General features: G+C 58.8%; 15 protein-coding genes. All 15 read left to right on the top strand.

Features of this window, described 5'->3' with window-relative positions; all coding sequences use genetic code 11:
• The first annotated feature begins 1 nt into the window (after position 1).
• The 15 genes from pseF to fliE all read left to right on the top strand — a co-directional run bounded on the left by pseF (position 2) and on the right by fliE (position 15,050).
• Positions 2-727, top strand: a complete 726-nt coding sequence (gene pseF / locus EC915_RS11575; RefSeq protein WP_133750650.1) for a pseudaminic acid cytidylyltransferase — start codon at positions 2-4, stop codon at positions 725-727.
• Positions 724-1,803: a UDP-2,4-diacetamido-2,4,6-trideoxy-beta-L-altropyranose hydrolase gene (gene pseG, locus EC915_RS11570; RefSeq protein ID WP_133750649.1), complete on the top strand. Its 1,080-nt coding sequence runs from the start codon at positions 724-726 to the stop codon at positions 1,801-1,803. Before pseF ends, pseG begins: the two co-directional genes overlap by 4 nt.
• A gap of 6 nt (positions 1,804-1,809) precedes the next feature.
• Positions 1,810-2,862 carry a pseudaminic acid synthase gene (pseI, locus tag EC915_RS11565; protein ID WP_133750648.1) on the top strand — a complete coding sequence of 351 codons (1,053 nt, stop codon included), beginning with the start codon at positions 1,810-1,812 and terminating at the stop codon, positions 2,860-2,862.
• A 573-nt stretch (positions 2,863-3,435) separates the two neighbouring features.
• Positions 3,436-4,368 (top strand): ketoacyl-ACP synthase III, encoded by a 933-nt coding sequence (locus tag EC915_RS11560; RefSeq protein ID WP_133750647.1) that lies wholly within the window; start codon positions 3,436-3,438, stop codon positions 4,366-4,368.
• Between the two features lie 83 nt (positions 4,369-4,451).
• A complete protein-coding gene (locus EC915_RS11555; protein WP_133750646.1) occupies positions 4,452-5,747 on the top strand; it encodes a motility associated factor glycosyltransferase family protein in 1,296 nt (431 codons plus the stop codon).
• Positions 5,744-6,004 (top strand): hypothetical protein, encoded by a 261-nt coding sequence (locus tag EC915_RS11550; protein ID WP_133750645.1) that lies wholly within the window; start codon positions 5,744-5,746, stop codon positions 6,002-6,004. The genes EC915_RS11555 and EC915_RS11550 overlap by 4 nt, the downstream gene beginning before the upstream one ends.
• Before the next feature lie 318 nt (positions 6,005-6,322).
• Positions 6,323-7,174 (top strand): flagellin domain-containing protein, encoded by an 852-nt coding sequence (locus EC915_RS11545; protein WP_133750644.1) that lies wholly within the window; start codon positions 6,323-6,325, stop codon positions 7,172-7,174.
• Positions 7,175-7,246: 72 nt separating this feature from the next.
• A complete protein-coding gene (locus EC915_RS11540; protein ID WP_133750643.1) occupies positions 7,247-7,660 on the top strand; it encodes a flagellar protein FlaG in 414 nt (137 codons plus the stop codon).
• A gap of 76 nt (positions 7,661-7,736) precedes the next feature.
• The gene (gene fliD, locus EC915_RS11535) at positions 7,737-9,170 is read left to right on the top strand and encodes a flagellar filament capping protein FliD (RefSeq protein ID WP_133750642.1); all 1,434 of its coding nucleotides are present in this window, start codon (positions 7,737-7,739) and stop codon (positions 9,168-9,170) included.
• 128 nt (positions 9,171-9,298) lie between these two features.
• A complete protein-coding gene (gene fliS, locus EC915_RS11530; protein WP_133750641.1) occupies positions 9,299-9,691 on the top strand; it encodes a flagellar export chaperone FliS in 393 nt (130 codons plus the stop codon).
• An 11-nt stretch (positions 9,692-9,702) separates the two neighbouring features.
• On the top strand, positions 9,703-9,999 hold the full coding sequence (fliT, locus tag EC915_RS11525; RefSeq protein WP_133750640.1) for a flagellar protein FliT: 297 nt from the start codon (positions 9,703-9,705) through the stop codon (positions 9,997-9,999).
• Positions 10,000-10,167: 168 nt separating this feature from the next.
• Positions 10,168-11,643, top strand: a complete 1,476-nt coding sequence (locus EC915_RS11520) for a sigma-54 dependent transcriptional regulator (RefSeq protein ID WP_133750639.1) — start codon at positions 10,168-10,170, stop codon at positions 11,641-11,643.
• Positions 11,644-11,781: 138 nt separating this feature from the next.
• Entirely contained in the window at positions 11,782-12,990 is a 1,209-nt protein-coding gene (locus EC915_RS11515; RefSeq protein ID WP_256658706.1) for a PAS domain-containing sensor histidine kinase, read from the top strand.
• Entirely contained in the window at positions 12,987-14,414 is a 1,428-nt protein-coding gene (locus tag EC915_RS11510; protein ID WP_133750637.1) for a sigma-54 dependent transcriptional regulator, read from the top strand. Before EC915_RS11515 ends, EC915_RS11510 begins: the two co-directional genes overlap by 4 nt.
• A 306-nt stretch (positions 14,415-14,720) precedes the next feature.
• Positions 14,721-15,050, top strand: coding sequence for a flagellar hook-basal body complex protein FliE (gene fliE / locus EC915_RS11505; protein ID WP_133750636.1), 330 nt, complete (start codon positions 14,721-14,723; stop codon positions 15,048-15,050).
• The last annotated feature ends 5 nt before the right edge of the window (positions 15,051-15,055 follow it).

Below are 15,055 nucleotides of genomic sequence, written 5' to 3'. Positions count from 1 at the left end.
CATGACTGCATCCGTTACCCTGAGCACCAACGCTGTGGCGATCATTCCGGCGCGTGGCGGAAGTCAGCGAATACCTCGCAAAAACCTGAAGCTGTTCAATGGCGAGCCGATGATTGTCGGCTCGATTCGCAAGGCGTTGACCAGCGGCCTTTTCGAACGGGTGGTGGTCAGCACGAACGATGAAGAAATTGCCACCGTCGCCCGTGATCACGGCGCCGACGTGCCCTTCATGCGCCCCGCGGAACTGGCCGACGCGTTCGCCGGCACAGCGCCGGTGATTCAGCACGCGATTCGCAGTCTGGATCGTCATTACGATTTCGTCTGCTGTATCTACGCCACCGCACCTTTGCTGCAGGGGCGTTATCTGCGTCAGGCCCTGGAAGCGTTGCGGGCAGCGCCGGACAAGTCCTATGCGTTCTCGGTCTGTGGTTTCGGTTTTCCGATCCAGCGCGCGCTGTTGATCAATGAGGACGGCAACCTCGATGCCATGTACCCCGAGTACCGGCACGTGCGCTCCCAGGATCTGCCAGCCGCCTATCAGGATGCCGCTCAGTTCTATTGGGGGCGTAGTGAGGCCTGGCTGCGTGGCGATGCGATGTTTTCGCCGCAGAGCGTGCCGGTGATCCTGCCGCGGCATCTGGTGCAGGACATCGATACCGAAGAAGACTGGGTGCGGGCCGAATACCTCTATGCAGCGCTCAAGGCCGGCGGGGAGATCGACGGGTGAGGGTGCTGATTCGGGCTGACGCCTCCATTGCCATCGGCAGCGGGCATGTCGCGCGCTGCCTGACGCTGGCCAACGCCTTGCGCAAGCGGGGCGCCGACGTGCAGTTCGCGTGCAGGCAATTGTCCGGCCATCTGCTGCAACGTCTGCGCGAGCAGGGCTATACCGCCTTTGGTTTACCCGAGCTTTATCCGCAGGAGCAGGGCAGTACACCTATCGAGGTGAGTTTGCCTTGGCAGGCCGATATCGAAGCGCTGGCCGAAGCCTTGCGGAGCGAGCAGCCGTTCGACTGGTTGATCGTCGATCACTACGACCTGGATGCGCGGTGGGAGAGGGCGGCTGGACGGTTTGCCAGTGGCTTGATGGCCATCGACGACCTCGCCAATCGACCGCACGCCGTGGACGTGTTGCTTGACCAGAATTTTTCCGCACAGGTAACGGACAGCCCCTATGCGCAGTGGATACCCGGTGACTGCCAGGCTTTGCTTGGCCCGCATTTCGCTTTGCTGCGCGACGAATTCCAGTGCCAACCCATCGCGATCAACCCTTGGGTGGAACGGGTGCTGGTGAATTTCGGTGGTTTCGATGCCGCGTGTCAGGTGCACGCGACCATGCACGCGCTGCAGGGCTTCGATGATATGCAGGTGGACTTCGTTGCCGGGCTGCACAACCCACAATGGGAAGCCATGATTGAATTGGCACGGGGCCGACCCAACTGGCGTCTGCATGGGCTGGTCGATGACTTTTTCGGATTGATGCAACAAGCGGACCTGTTCATCGGTGCAGGCGGCGGTACGACCTGGGAGCGTGCTGCTCTGGGGCTGCCGACGGTCTGCATTTCTGTCGCCCATAATCAGCAGCTCAATGCTCGGCTGTTGGCCGAGGCGGGCATCCACCTGTATCTGGGGCCCCATGAGCAGTTGGATGTGCAGCAACGGGTGAGGGCGATTGCGAGCCTGCTGGGCGATGCGCCTCAGCGGCAGGCATTTGCCGAGCGTTCGCGAGGGTTGGTGGACGGTTACGGGGCCGGGCGGGTGGCGGATACGCTGGCCGGTCATGACAAAATTTGCAGTGAGTGAGCGAGCATGAACTCTTTCAAGATCGGTTCAAGAATTGTCGGTCCGGATGCGCCGCCGTTCGTTATTGCCGAAATGAGCGGCAACCACAATCAGTCTCTGGCTCAGGCGCTGCGCATCGTCGAGGCCGCTGCCAGGGCGGGCGCTCATGCGTTGAAATTGCAGACCTACACCGCCGATACCATGACGCTGGACATTGCCGAAGGTGAGTTCTTCATTAAGGACCCCGGCAGTTTATGGGCCGGGTCGTCGCTGTATGCGCTCTATGAGCAGGCCTATACACCGTGGGACTGGCACGAGCCGATCTTTGCCCGCGCGAAAGAATTGGGTTTGCTGGCGTTCTCCACCCCATTCGATGAAACCGCTGTGGACTTTCTCGAAGGCCTCAACGTCCCGGCCTACAAAATCGCCAGCTTCGAAAACACCGACATTCCGCTGATCCGCAAAGTGGCGGCCACCGGCAAGCCGATGATCATCTCCACCGGGATGGCCTGCATCGCTGAACTGGATGAAAGCGTGCGCGCGGCGCGTGAGGCAGGCTGCCAGGATCTGGTGCTGCTCAAATGCACCAGCACCTACCCGGCCTCGCCCGAGAACAGTCACATCCGCACGATTCCTCATCTGGCCGGGCTGTTCGGCTGTCAGGTCGGGCTGTCCGACCACACCATGGGCGTCGGCGTGTCGGTAGCGGCGGTGGCCATGGGCGCGACCGTGATCGAGAAACACTTCACTCTGGATCGTGCTGACGGCGGGGTCGATGCCAGCTTCTCGCTGGAGCCTGCCGAAATGACGAGTCTGGTGACTGAAACCGAGCGTGCCTGGCAAGGCCTGGGGCGCGTGCACTATGGCGCTACGCAGGCCGAGCAGGCATCGCTGGTGTACCGCCGTTCGCTTTATGTGGTCAAGGACATGGCCGAGGGGGATGTCTTCAGCAAGGACAACATTCGCGCCATACGCCCGGGGCTTGGCCTGGCGCCCAAACACATCGGCGCCGTGCTCGGACGCACCGCTCGCCGGGGCCTCAAGCGCGGCACGGCGTTGAGTTGGGATGTCGTCGGCTAAGTCGGACTGAGCCCTTAAGAAGCGCGCTTGCCGGACGCATGCCTATCGACAGCTGCACCGCATTCGCCACGGTTGCACAGCCCAGCAGTTCCCACAGGTTCAGCGGCGCTGGCACCGCTTCGGCTTGACGCAATCCCAGTAGGAGACGCCGGAGGTTACGACGGCAGCAAAGGCGGTGGATCAGGCACTTCCATGGGCCTGGCTCCAAGGCATCTGCAACCAAGCGCGCTTCGAAATTGGAGAAAGAGCGGTATGCACAGGTAGGCTTTACGCGCGACCGATAAACCGGTGGTTTCTTCATGTCAATTGCCTGTCTGAAGGCTGATCCACCCTTGCGCAGCCCCCACGGGTCAGCTAAAAGCTTGTAAAACTTTTGGTGACCTGTGGGTCATAACGCGCATCTCCACTGTATCGTGTTTGCAGAAGATGAAGGCATCAGGCTGATTTCAGAGACTTTCTCTGACTGCCCGAGCCGTTCCGTTGCCGGTTATTCAGGCCTCAAGCCCCCGGATTTCAATGCCCCCGCTCGATGGCGCCGGGTGATGTTCAGCAGTTTTTGATTGGGAAGCCATGATGATTGGCATTAAAAGCATAGCGAGTTACGTGCCTGCGGCTGGCGTCGACAATTACGCGCAGGGTGCGAAATTCGGAAAGGATGAAGATTTCATTCTGGGCAAGATCGGTTCTGCTTTTCTGCCACGCAAGGACGACGCCCAGGAAACTTCCGACCTGTGTGTCGAAGCAGTCAACCAGTTGTTCGCCAACAACCCGGGCCTGTCCCGCGAATCCGTCGATGCTTTGATCGTCGTCACCCAGAACGGTGACGCAGAGGGTCTGCCGCACACTGCAGCCATCGTCCAGCACAAGCTGGGATTGCCGACTCACGTGGCCGCGTTCGACATCTCGCTGGGCTGCTCCGGCTACGTCTACGGCATCTATGCGCTCAAGGGCTTCATGGAGGCCGCGGGCCTAAAGAACGGTCTGCTGGTCACCGCCGACCCCTATTCCAAGATCGTCGACCCCGAAGACCGCAACACCACCATGCTCTTTGGCGATGCTGCCACCGCCACCTGGATGGGTGAAGACGCTCCGTGGCAGTTGGGTAAAGCCAAGTTCGGCACTGACGGCGGCGGTGCCGATTTCCTCAAGACTACCAACGGCGCATTCTTCATGAATGGCCGTCAAGTGTTCAACTTTGCGCTGATCAAAGTCCCGGCGCACTTGAACGAATTGCTCAGCGAGTCCGACCTGCAGCCCTCGGATATCGACGCCTTCTGCATTCACCAGGGCAGCGCGGCAATCGTCGACGCGGTGGCTCGTCGTTTCGACGACGGCAATACGCCGGAGAAGTTCGTCAAGGACATGCTGGAAACCGGCAATACCGTCTCTTCGAGCATCCCGCTGCTGCTGGAAAAGCACGTGCTCAATGCGACCTGGAAGCGCGTGGCCCTTAGCGGTTTCGGCGTGGGCTTGTCCTGGGGCTCGGCTATCCTTTATCGTCCCTGACCTTAAGTCACCCAAAACGGCGACGCTGGACTCCAGGTCGCCGTTTTACATTGTGTTCTACTCGTGCGAAATGGATGGCTGTCATGAGCGAGATACTCCAGCGCAACCTGGCCGTGCTCGAGCAGCGTTGGCCTGGCATCGCTCAGCGGCTGCTGAACGAAAACGCCGACGCGGTCCCCGCTCAACTGATCCAAGGTCAGGGCTCGACGCTGAGCGTGGCCGGTATCCAGCTCACCAGCCGCCATGACCGTTTGGCCGAAGCGCGGTTGCAGGCAGCGAGCCTGCCCGTCGACAGCCCCCAGGTTCACGTGTATGGCACTGCGCTTGGCGACCTGCAGCGGGTGCTTCTGGCCTGCGACAGCTTGCGCGTGCTGCATGTCCATATCCTCAATGGCGCACTGTTCTCGCTGGTCCTGCGGCTGCTGGAGCAGCAGGACTGGCTGAGCGACCCACGCGTAGTGCTGGCCTACGCCGACGCCGCCACAGAGATCCGCCTGCCGTTTTTTGCGCTGCCCGCCGAGCTGGTGCTGGCTGATGACAGCAGCGCAAGGATTCGTGATCGGCTGGTGAGCGAAGTCCACGTCGGTTTCAATAATCAGGAGTTCTCACCGGATAACCCCGACAACGTGAGAATGCTCGAACAGGGCAGGGCGTTGTTGCTTGGCGACGCCGATGTTGCCGACCTGTTCGGCCGTCAGCCCGGGCGCGAAGCGTTCGTCATCGCTACCGGCCCCAGCCTGCAACAGCATCTGCCCCGACTGGCGGCCACGTCTCGAGACCCCATGCGACCTTTGCTGATCTGCGTCGACACAGCCTATGTACCGCTGCGCAGACAAGGGGTCAGGCCGGACATGGTGGTCAGCATCGATCACCGCATCAGCACCCGGCATTTACCGCCGGACGATACCGCAGGCATTGCGCTGGTGTACCTGCCATGTCAAGACGCCGAAATGCTCAAGGCCTGGCAGGGACCACGTTACGCGGGTTACTCGAGCAGCCCGGTGTACTCGCGGATTCGCCAGCAGATTCCCAAGGCTGACCTGCATGTCGGTGGCAGCGTGATTCACCCGGCCGTTGACCTGGCGGTGAAGATGGGTGTCGCACGGATCACTTTGTTCGGCACCGACTTCGCGTTTCCGGGGGGCAAGACTCACACCGGCTGGCAGGATGGCGACCTCGGCCCGCAATTGCATGTCGCCCGGCACTGGGTACGCGACGGTCGTGGAGAGAAAGTCACCACGCAGCTCAACTTCCGCAGTTACCTGATCGAACTGGAACGCTACATCGCCCGACATCCTGAGGTGCAGTTCTTTAACACCAGCCGCGACGGCGCACTGATCGCAGGCACTCAATTCGACCCCGACTGGACCGCGCCATGAACGTCCCCACGCAAATCATCGACACCGCCCGACACTGTGCCGGACTGTTTCGTCTGGGCCGCGACATTGAGGCTGCGCTGGAGATGGTGGAATTGATCGAGACCGCCATGCCGCTGTTCACCTCTCGCTCGGTCCAAGAACAAGCGCAATGGATGCAGGTGCTCAGTGCGGTTTTGCAATGCCAGGAGCGTCAGGACTGGTTGGGGGTGGCGGATTGGCTGGAGGTGGAGTTCGTCGAAATGTGGCATTGGCAATAGTTGCAGAAAAGCCTTACAGCAAGTTAGGAAGTCAGTAATAGGTAAACCCTTAAACCGGCGCGTCGACAGGCGCGTCCGGGCCAGGAACACTGGTTGCATAGAAGGTTGGCGTCGTAATTAAAGCTTATAGGGATTGCGCCGAAACGCTGTGTATCCCCCGTCAAAAAAGCAGGGGTGGCGCTCTGGTGGCAAAAAATTTTGAAAAAGCCCTCAAGCTCCTTGCAGATACGACGATAAACATTATGTAGGTTCTCTAGGCCACACCCGGCGCTTGCCAGGGCCGGATAGCCGCAGTACCCAACCAACGAGGAATTCATCATGGCTTTAGGCGTAAACACCAACGTAGCTTCCCTGGCTGTTCAGAAAAACCTGAGCAAGGCTTCCGACGCACTGTCGACTTCGATGACCCGTCTGTCTTCCGGTCTGAAAATCAACAGCGCCAAAGACGACGCCGCCGGCCTGCAGATCGCTACTCGCGAAACTTCGCAAATCCGTGGTCAGACTGTGGCCATCAAGAACGCCAACGACGGTATCTCGATCGCTCAGACCGCTGAAGGCGCTCTGCAAGAGTCGACCAACATTCTGCAACGTATGCGTGAACTGGCTGTTCAGTCCCGAAACGACACCAACGGTACTGCGGACCGTACCGCGATGGATTCGGAATACGGCCAGATGTCTGACGAACTGACCCGTATTGCCAGCTCCACCAACTTGAACGGAAAAAACCTGCTGGACGGTTCTGCGAGCACCGTGACCCTGCAAGTGGGCTCCAACACCGGTACTTCGAACCACATCGACCTGGTTCTGACCGGCAGCTTCACCGCTTCGTCACTGGGCGTAGCCAGCGGCACCACTTCGATCAGCGGCGCGGACAACGACACTGCGCACACTAACGTTGACTCCGCGATCTCGGCAATCGATGCTGCACTGGCGACCATCAACGCCACCCGCGCAAGCCTGGGTGCTTCGCAAAACCGTCTGACCAGCACCATTTCCAACCTGCAGAACGTCAACGAAAACGCCACCGCTGCACTGGGTCGTATTCAAGACACCGACTTCGCAGCTGAAACCGCTAACCTGACCAAACAACAGACTCTGCAACAGGCTTCCACCTCTGTTCTGGCCCAGGCTAACCAGCTGCCATCCGCTGTTCTGAAGCTGCTTCAGTAATATCGGCTAGAGTTTTGGCGGGGGAGTGTGCTTGCGTGCTTCCCCGCTTTTTACTTTGAGAGGTGAGAAGACATGGATATCAGCACCCGATTGAGCGTGACTTATCCTGTAATGCCGTTGTTGCCGGTGGTGCCTGTAGCGGCTGACAAGTCCGTCGGGGCGCCTCAAATCGTTTCTGCGCCGGCCGCATCTGCCGATACGGATGCGTCGAAAAGTAAAGACTCTTCTGCCGATGCCGATAAAAAGTCAAAGGAGTTGAAAGCAGCCGTTCAGGATATGGATAAGTTCTTTAACTCGGTCCGCCGTAACCTTGAATTTTCGATTGACGAAGGTTCTGGTGAGGTGGTCGTTAAGGTCATTGCCACTGAAACGGGCGAAGTGGTGCGGCAGTTGCCGTCCGCTGAGGCGCTGAAAATTGCTGACAGCCTGAAAAACGCAGACAGCATGAAACATGCAGATAGTCTGTTGTTCGACGCTAAAGCTTGACTGGCATGAAACGTGAACGCGGTTCTTTTGAGCTGTTTATAGTCAAAAGACCGACTAAAACCGAAAGGAGCTAGAAATGGCGAGTCCAATTACCACTACCACCGGCCTGGGGTCGGGCCTTGCGATCAGTAGTATTGTCACTGCGCTGGTCGACTCCGACAAACTTGCAAAACAGACGCAAATCACTACCCAGACCAAGCTGGTTACGACCAAGCTGTCCGGGATTGGCACGTTGCAGAGCGCAATGGCGTCTTTTCAGACCGCACTGACCAATCTGGGCAAAACCAGCAACGGAGCATTTGCGGGGTATTCAGCCACATCGTCGGACACCAGCAAGCTGACAGTAACCTCCGATAACACGGCGGTGCCTGGTACCTACAGTATTAAAGTTTCGAATCTTGCCAGCAGCTCCCGCGTTGCAAGTGCCTCTTTTTCTGAGGGGGCGACCAGTGCTATTCCGAGTGGCGATCTGACCCTCACTCAAAATGGCATTGATACAAAAATCACCATTCCTACTGGGGCTACCCTCTCGTCAGTGGCAACACTGGTCAACGCGCAAAGTTCGACCTCGAACATCAGCGCCAACATCATCACTGACGATAATGGTTCCCGCCTGGTTTTCTCATCGACAGTGACCGGGGCTGGAACAGACATTACAGCCTCCAGTGACACGGTGACCGGGTTCAATATCACTGCCGGTACCAAGCTTGACACGACCAGTACCACCAGTGCGGGTTATATTGATGCGCAGGCTGCCAGTGCCAAACTGACCATCAACGGCCTGTCGGTCACCAGTGCCAGCAACACTATCGATAAAAGTCTTGGTGGCGTATCGATGACCTTGTTGGCGCAGACCGATGCGGCGACGATCACGGTTGCAACCAATACCGACGGCTTGAAAACGTCGCTGCAGACGTTCATTGATTCATACAACGCGGTGGTCACTGCGGTCAGTACAGTGACCAAGGGCACCGTTCTGACTACCCCGGATGCGACGACCGGATCGACCTATACCGCAGCCGCGCTCACGGGCGACGCTATGCCGCGTTCGATTCTTGCGGCGCTTCGTAAAGAACTGGTCACGACCGGCGCCAGCGGTAACCTGTCGGTTCTGTCTCAGTTGGGCATTACCACCGGTCAATCGGACGGCAAGCTAACGCTCGACAGTACCAAGTTCACGACTGCGATGAGTCAGGGTCTGGCCAGTGATGTGCAGCAGTTGTTCAGTGGTACCGGGGACGGCTCCAACGGCCTGGTGGCACGTATGAACGCGGCCATCACGCCTTACACCGAGACTGGCGGGATTTTCGCCACGCGCACCACCAGCCTGAACAAGCAACAGAAAGATCTGACCAGCCAGCAGGCAGCGCTCGATCTGCGTGTCACCAACATGACCGCGACCCTCACTGCCAAGTACAACGCCATGGACTTGCTGGTCGGTCAGTTGAAGGCTTCTGCCACCAGCATCACGTCGTTCTTCGACTCGCTGAACGCTTCGCAGAGTTCATAACGGGGTACGCATGTGCAAAACACCATGACCCGGCCAGAGTGCCGGGTTTTTGGCATCTGGCGTTAAAGTTTTTCGGGGCCTTGTCGATACCCTGAATATAGGAACTTCAAGCTGTGAGGTAAGAAAACATGAACCGTATGGCAGCCCTTCGGCAGTATCAGAAGGTCAATTCACAGGCGCAGACCGCTGTGGCAACACCCCACCGTCTGGTGCAAATGCTGATGGAGGCCGGGCTTGATCGCATCGCTCAGGCCAAAGGTGCGATTGGCCGCAAGGACGTTGCCGCCAAAGGCGTGCTGATTGGCAAGACCATTGAAATCGTCGGTGGTCTGCGCGAAGGTCTGGACATGGAAAAACAGGCCGATGCCCTGGCCCGAGTCGACAACCTGTATGTGTACATGATGAAGCGTCTGGCTGAAGCCAACATCAAAACCGATCCGCGAATCCTCGATGAAGTCAGCGGCTTGCTGACAACGGTCAAGGAAGGTTGGGACGCGATTGGCGATCAGCAGCCAGCGTAAAGGAGATCACCATGAGTGCTGCACTCAAGCGAATCGAAGAAACCCGTGAGGCCCTCGTCGGTGCACTCGCTGAGCGCGACTGGGAGACCATCGGCAAGCTCGACCTGGCCTGTCGCGCCTGCGTCGACGATGTCATCCGCGAGTCGACCGACGCTGAGCCTGAACTGCGCAGCAATCTGGAAGAATTACTGGGTGTGTATCGACAGTTGATAGACATCGCCGTCGGTGAGCGGCAAGCGATCGTCGATGAAATGTCGCAGATCCAACGAGCGAAAAACGCGACAAAGGTTTACCATCTCTTCGGCTAACGCATGGTTAATCGAAAATTTGTGCGCCATAAAATTGACTGTGTACGGTTTTTTGACTTAACTAGTGTTGTTCACTAATTTCTGGTCTTTGTAATGTGTCTGCGGGCTATACAAACGCCGAGCTTGCCCTTGACGGGGCATCGAGTTGACTAGGGAAGTTGCTATTGCATGTGGCGTGAAATCAAGATTCTGCTGATCGATGACGATAGCCAGCGCCGCCGGGACATGGCGGTGATTCTGAATTTTCTCGGCGATGAGAACCTGTCCTGCTCCAGTACCGACTGGCAGCAAGTGGTGGGTTCTTTGGCGTCCACTCGGGAAGTCCTGTGCGTGTTGGTCGGCACTGTAAATGCCCCAAGCAGTCTTCAAGGGTTGCTTAAGACCGTCGCGGCATGGGATGAGTTCCTTCCTGTGCTGCTGATGGGCGAAAATTCTGCCGCGGACCTCCCCGAGGATCTGCGCCGCAAGGTGTTGTCCACCGTCGAGATGCCGCCCAGCTACAGCAAACTGCTGGATTCCCTGCACCGCGCTCAGGTCTATCGTGAAATGTACGATCAGGCCCGCGAGCGGGGTCGGCAGCGCGAAACCAATCTGTTCCGCAGCCTGGTCGGCACCAGCCGTGCCATTCAGCACGTGCGCCAGATGATGCAGCAGGTGGCCGACACCGACGCCAGCGTGCTGATCCTTGGTGAGTCCGGCACCGGCAAGGAGGTGGTAGCACGTAACCTTCATTACCATTCCAAACGCCGCGACGGACCGTTCGTGCCCGTCAACTGTGGCGCCATACCTGCCGAACTGCTGGAGAGCGAGCTGTTCGGTCACGAGAAGGGCGCGTTCACCGGTGCAATCACCAGTCGGGCAGGGCGCTTCGAGCTGGCCAACGGCGGAACGCTGTTCCTCGACGAAATCGGTGACATGCCGCTGCCGATGCAGGTCAAGCTGCTGCGCGTGCTGCAGGAGCGTACCTTCGAGCGCGTGGGCAGCAACAAAACCCAGAGCGTTGATGTGCGGATCATTGCGGCTACGCACAAGAATCTCGAAGACATGATCGTGACCGGGGGTTTCCGTGAAGACCTTTACTACCGGCTCAATGTGTTCCCGATCGAAATGGCGCCGTTGCGTGAGCGTGTGGAAGACATTCCGCTGCTGATGAACGAGCTGATCTCGCGCATGGAGCATGAGAAACGCGGTTCGATTCGTTTCAATTCCGCTGCAATCATGTCGCTGTGCCGCCACGGCTGGCCGGGCAACGTTCGCGAACTGGCCAACCTGGTGGAGCGCATGGCGATCATGCATCCGTACGGTGTGATAGGCGTCGCTGAACTGCCGAAGAAATTCCGCTACGTCGATGACGAAGACGAGCAGTTGGTCGACAGCCTGCGCAGTGACCTGGAAGAGCGCGTTGCCATCAACGGCCACACGCCGAACTTCGCCAACGGCGCGCTGCTGCCGCCCGAAGGACTGGACTTGAAGGATTACCTGGGTGGCCTTGAGCAGGGGCTTATTCAACAGGCTCTGGACGATGCGAATGGCATCGTAGCCCGTGCCGCGGAGCGTCTGCGCATTCGCCGTACCACGCTGGTAGAGAAGATGCGCAAGTACGGAATGAGCCGCCGTGAAGGTGACGATCAGCTCGAAGACTGACACTGGTTTGACGCCAAAAAAATAAACCGCTGATTTTTCAGCGGTTTTTTTTCGGCACGAGGATTGCTAAGTCTCTTGCAACATACCGTTTGCCGACGGTTCGCCACCGAGAGATTAACTATGCCCCAGGCCGCTCAGATGTCTTCCGAACCCGTCTTGCCAGGTTCGCAAGTGCAGCCGTCCCCGGAAGTGGAAAGTCGACAAGGGTTAGAGCAGGCATTTGCCCTCTTTAACCAGATGTCGGTGCAATTGACCGACTCCTATGGTTTGCTGGAAGCCCGAGTCACTGAGCTCAAGGGCGAGTTGGCCGTGGTCAGTGCCCAGCGCATGCAGGAGCTGGCTGAAAAGGAACGTCTGGCCAACCGTCTGCAAAATCTGCTGGATCTGTTGCCCGGAGGGGTCATCGTCATTGATGGAACCGGTACGGTTCGTGAAGCCAATCCGGCCGCGCTGGAGCTGTTGGGCGAGCCGCTGATCGGCATGCTCTGGCGCCACGTCATTGCCCGCTGTTTTGCCCCGCGTGAAGACGACGGGCATGAAATATCCCTCAAGGACGGTCGTCGTCTGTCCATCGCGACCCGCTCGCTGGATGCCGAGCCTGGGCAACTGGTACTGCTTAACGACCTCACTGAAACCCGCCACCTGCAAAGCCAACTGGCGCGCCATGAGCGCTTGTCGTCGTTAGGGCGCATGGTTGCTTCGCTTGCCCACCAGATCCGCACCCCATTGTCGGCAGCTATGATTTACGCCAGCCACCTGACCGAGCAGGCCTTGAACGTCGAGACTCAGCAACGTTTTGCCGGTCGCCTCAAGGAGCGGTTGCACGAACTGGAGCATCAAGTTCGGGACATGCTGGTGTTTGCCCGGGGCGAGCTGCCGCTGACCGATCGGGTGAGCCCGCAGGCAATCATCGAAGTATTGGCATCGGCTGCGCAAACCCATGTGCGCGACAGTGCCGTGCGTTGGCAGTGCGACAGTGTCGACGGCGAGCTGTTGTGCAACCGTGACACGCTGGTCGGAGCGCTGTTGAACCTGATCGAGAATGCCGTTCAGGCCAGTCCGGCAGGCGCACGCGTCAAGATTCATGCGTACAACCGTGGCAACACCTTGCGTGTGTGCATCAGCGATAACGGCAGTGGCATCGATGCCGCCGCCCTGGCGCGTATCGGTGAGCCGTTCTTCACCACCAAAACCACCGGCACCGGCTTGGGGCTGGCGGTTGTCACCGCTGTCGCCCGAGCTCACCAGGGACAGGTGCAGTTTCGTTCGCGTCCCGGTCGCGGCACCTGTGCCATCGTTTCGTTGCCGCTGATTCCAAGCGTCTGTGCCCCAGGTGATGACTCATGATGATCAAGGTATTGCTGGTCGAGGACGACCATTCACTGCGTGAGGCGCTGGGCGAAACCCTGGAGCTGGCAGGTCACGATTATCAGGCCGTAGGGTCCGCTGAAGAAGCGTTGCGAGCCGCTGGCGCAGACGCCTTTAACCTTGTGATCAGTGACGTCAACATGCCCGGCATGGACGGTCACCAGTTGCTGGCCCAGCTGCGCAACCGCTATCCACAATTGCCGGTATTGCTGATGACCGCCCATGGCTCAGTCGATCGCGCTGTGGAAGCGATGCGCCAGGGCGCCGCCGATTATCTGGTCAAACCCTTCGAGCCCAAGGCGCTGATGGCACTTGTAGCCCGCCATGCATTGGGCCGTTTGGGCCCGACGGACGGTGAAGGTCCGATTGCGGTCGAGCCAGCCAGTCTGCAGTTGCTCAATCTGGCAAGCCGTGTGGCGAAAAGCGATTCCACGGTGCTGATTTCCGGGGAGTCCGGGACGGGTAAAGAAGTGCTGGCGCGCTTCATTCACCAGCAGTCGCCGCGGGCAGGCAAACCCTTTATCGCCATCAATTGCGCAGCAATTCCGGACAACATGCTGGAAGCTACGCTGTTCGGTCACGAGAAAGGCTCCTTTACCGGCGCCATCGCGGCTCAGGCGGGCAAATTCGAACAGGCAGATGGAGGGACCATTCTGCTCGACGAAATCTCCGAAATGCCCATGGGCCTTCAGGCCAAATTACTGCGTGTGCTGCAGGAGCGCGAAGTGGAGCGGGTCGGTGCGCGCAAGCCCATCGAGCTGGACATTCGCGTGCTGGCCACCACCAACCGTGACCTGGCGGGTGAGGTGGCGGCCGGACGTTTCCGCGAAGACCTGTTCTATCGGTTGTCGGTATTTCCGCTGGCCTGGCAGGCGCTTCGTCAGCGTCCCGGCGACATCCTGCCATTGGCCGAACGTCTGCTGGCCAAGCACGTCAATAAAATGAAGCACGCCCCGGTGCGGCTTTCGAGCCAAGCGCAGCAGTGTCTGGTCGGATACAACTGGCCGGGCAACGTACGCGAACTGGACAACGCCTTGCAGCGTGCGCTGATCCTGCAACAGGGCGGCGTCATCCAGCCCGGGGACTTCTGTCTGACGGGGCCCGTCAGCTTCGCATCGCAGTCAGCCGCCGCACCGACGCAGCAGGCGCAAATGCCGCCGCCGATGACGCCGGGCGTCACGGAATCGTCGCTCGATGTCGGCGGCAATGAAGTCGCTGGCGCGCTGGGGGAAGACCTGCGGCGTCGTGAGTTCCAGATGATCATCGATACACTGCGTGCCGAGCGCGGACGTCGTAAGGAAGCCGCTGAACGCTTGGGTATCAGCCCGCGTACGTTGCGCTACAAGCTGGCGCAGATGCGTGATGCAGGCATGGATGTCGAAGGTTATCTGTTTGCCAGCTGAGCCCGCCCGGGACGAAATACAGGCTGCCCTAAACATAAGAGAGCGTGCCTGTTCACGAATGCTGGCTGTCGTGCGACCAAATGCTTGATCGATGCCGGCTTTCTCGCCAGCTGTTCGCTTCAACAGGGTTCTGAAGTAGCAGGCTAAAAGCAGCGCCAGCGCTGCGCGTGACCCATTCTGTAACTACCCGAATACTTTTATGAGATGTGGCAATGTGCCTTCATTGGGCTGGCACCGTTGTTGCTACTACATGGATAACCGCTGAATCGGTGTCAAAAATTTGCGGCCCTTTTGAGAGAGAAGTCCATGAGCCAAGGTGTTGAATTTAATCGCTTGATGTTGGACATGCGCTCCATGCAGATGGACGCTATGGCCAAGCCCAAAGCTGTCGATGCGCCGGAAATGGCTGGCGGGACCAGCTTTTCCGACATGCTTGGTATGGCCGTCGGTAAGGTCAACGATACCCAGCAGGCATCGAACCAGCTGTCCACGGCATTTGAGATGGGCAAGAGCGGCTTGGATCTCACCGATGTGATGATTTCCTCGCAGAAGGCCAGCGTTTCGTTCCAGGCTCTGACTCAGGTACGCAACAAGCTGGTTCAGGCGTATCAAGACATCATGCAAATGCCGGTTTGAGGACG

Source organism: Pseudomonas sp. LP_7_YM (genome assembly GCF_004364435.1).
In the GTDB taxonomy this organism is placed as follows: domain Bacteria; phylum Pseudomonadota; class Gammaproteobacteria; order Pseudomonadales; family Pseudomonadaceae; genus Aquipseudomonas.
Note: the sequence above shows the minus strand (reverse complement) of the source record. Positions and strands in the feature narration are given on the sequence as shown.

Excerpts from the sequence above, each read along its gene's own strand:
- EC915_RS11560 (WP_133750647.1), top strand. The coding sequence starts at position 3,436 with ATGATTGGCATTAAAAGCATAGCGAGTTACGTGCCTGCGGCTGGCGTC.
- fliE (WP_133750636.1), top strand. The coding sequence starts at position 14,721 with ATGAGCCAAGGTGTTGAATTTAATCGCTTGATGTTGGACATGCGCTCC.
- EC915_RS11545 (WP_133750644.1), top strand. The coding sequence starts at position 6,323 with ATGGCTTTAGGCGTAAACACCAACGTAGCTTCCCTGGCTGTTCAGAAA.
- EC915_RS11520 (WP_133750639.1), top strand. The coding sequence starts at position 10,168 with ATGTGGCGTGAAATCAAGATTCTGCTGATCGATGACGATAGCCAGCGC.
- EC915_RS11550 (WP_133750645.1), top strand. The coding sequence starts at position 5,744 with ATGAACGTCCCCACGCAAATCATCGACACCGCCCGACACTGTGCCGGA.
- EC915_RS11510 (WP_133750637.1), top strand. The coding sequence starts at position 12,987 with ATGATGATCAAGGTATTGCTGGTCGAGGACGACCATTCACTGCGTGAG.
- EC915_RS11540 (WP_133750643.1), top strand. The coding sequence starts at position 7,247 with ATGGATATCAGCACCCGATTGAGCGTGACTTATCCTGTAATGCCGTTG.
- fliS (WP_133750641.1), top strand. The coding sequence starts at position 9,299 with ATGAACCGTATGGCAGCCCTTCGGCAGTATCAGAAGGTCAATTCACAG.
- EC915_RS11515 (WP_256658706.1), top strand. The coding sequence starts at position 11,782 with ATGTCTTCCGAACCCGTCTTGCCAGGTTCGCAAGTGCAGCCGTCCCCG.
- EC915_RS11555 (WP_133750646.1), top strand. The coding sequence starts at position 4,452 with ATGAGCGAGATACTCCAGCGCAACCTGGCCGTGCTCGAGCAGCGTTGG.
- fliD (WP_133750642.1), top strand. The coding sequence starts at position 7,737 with ATGGCGAGTCCAATTACCACTACCACCGGCCTGGGGTCGGGCCTTGCG.
- fliT (WP_133750640.1), top strand. The coding sequence starts at position 9,703 with ATGAGTGCTGCACTCAAGCGAATCGAAGAAACCCGTGAGGCCCTCGTC.
- pseF (WP_133750650.1), top strand. The coding sequence starts at position 2 with ATGACTGCATCCGTTACCCTGAGCACCAACGCTGTGGCGATCATTCCG.
- pseI (WP_133750648.1), top strand. The coding sequence starts at position 1,810 with ATGAACTCTTTCAAGATCGGTTCAAGAATTGTCGGTCCGGATGCGCCG.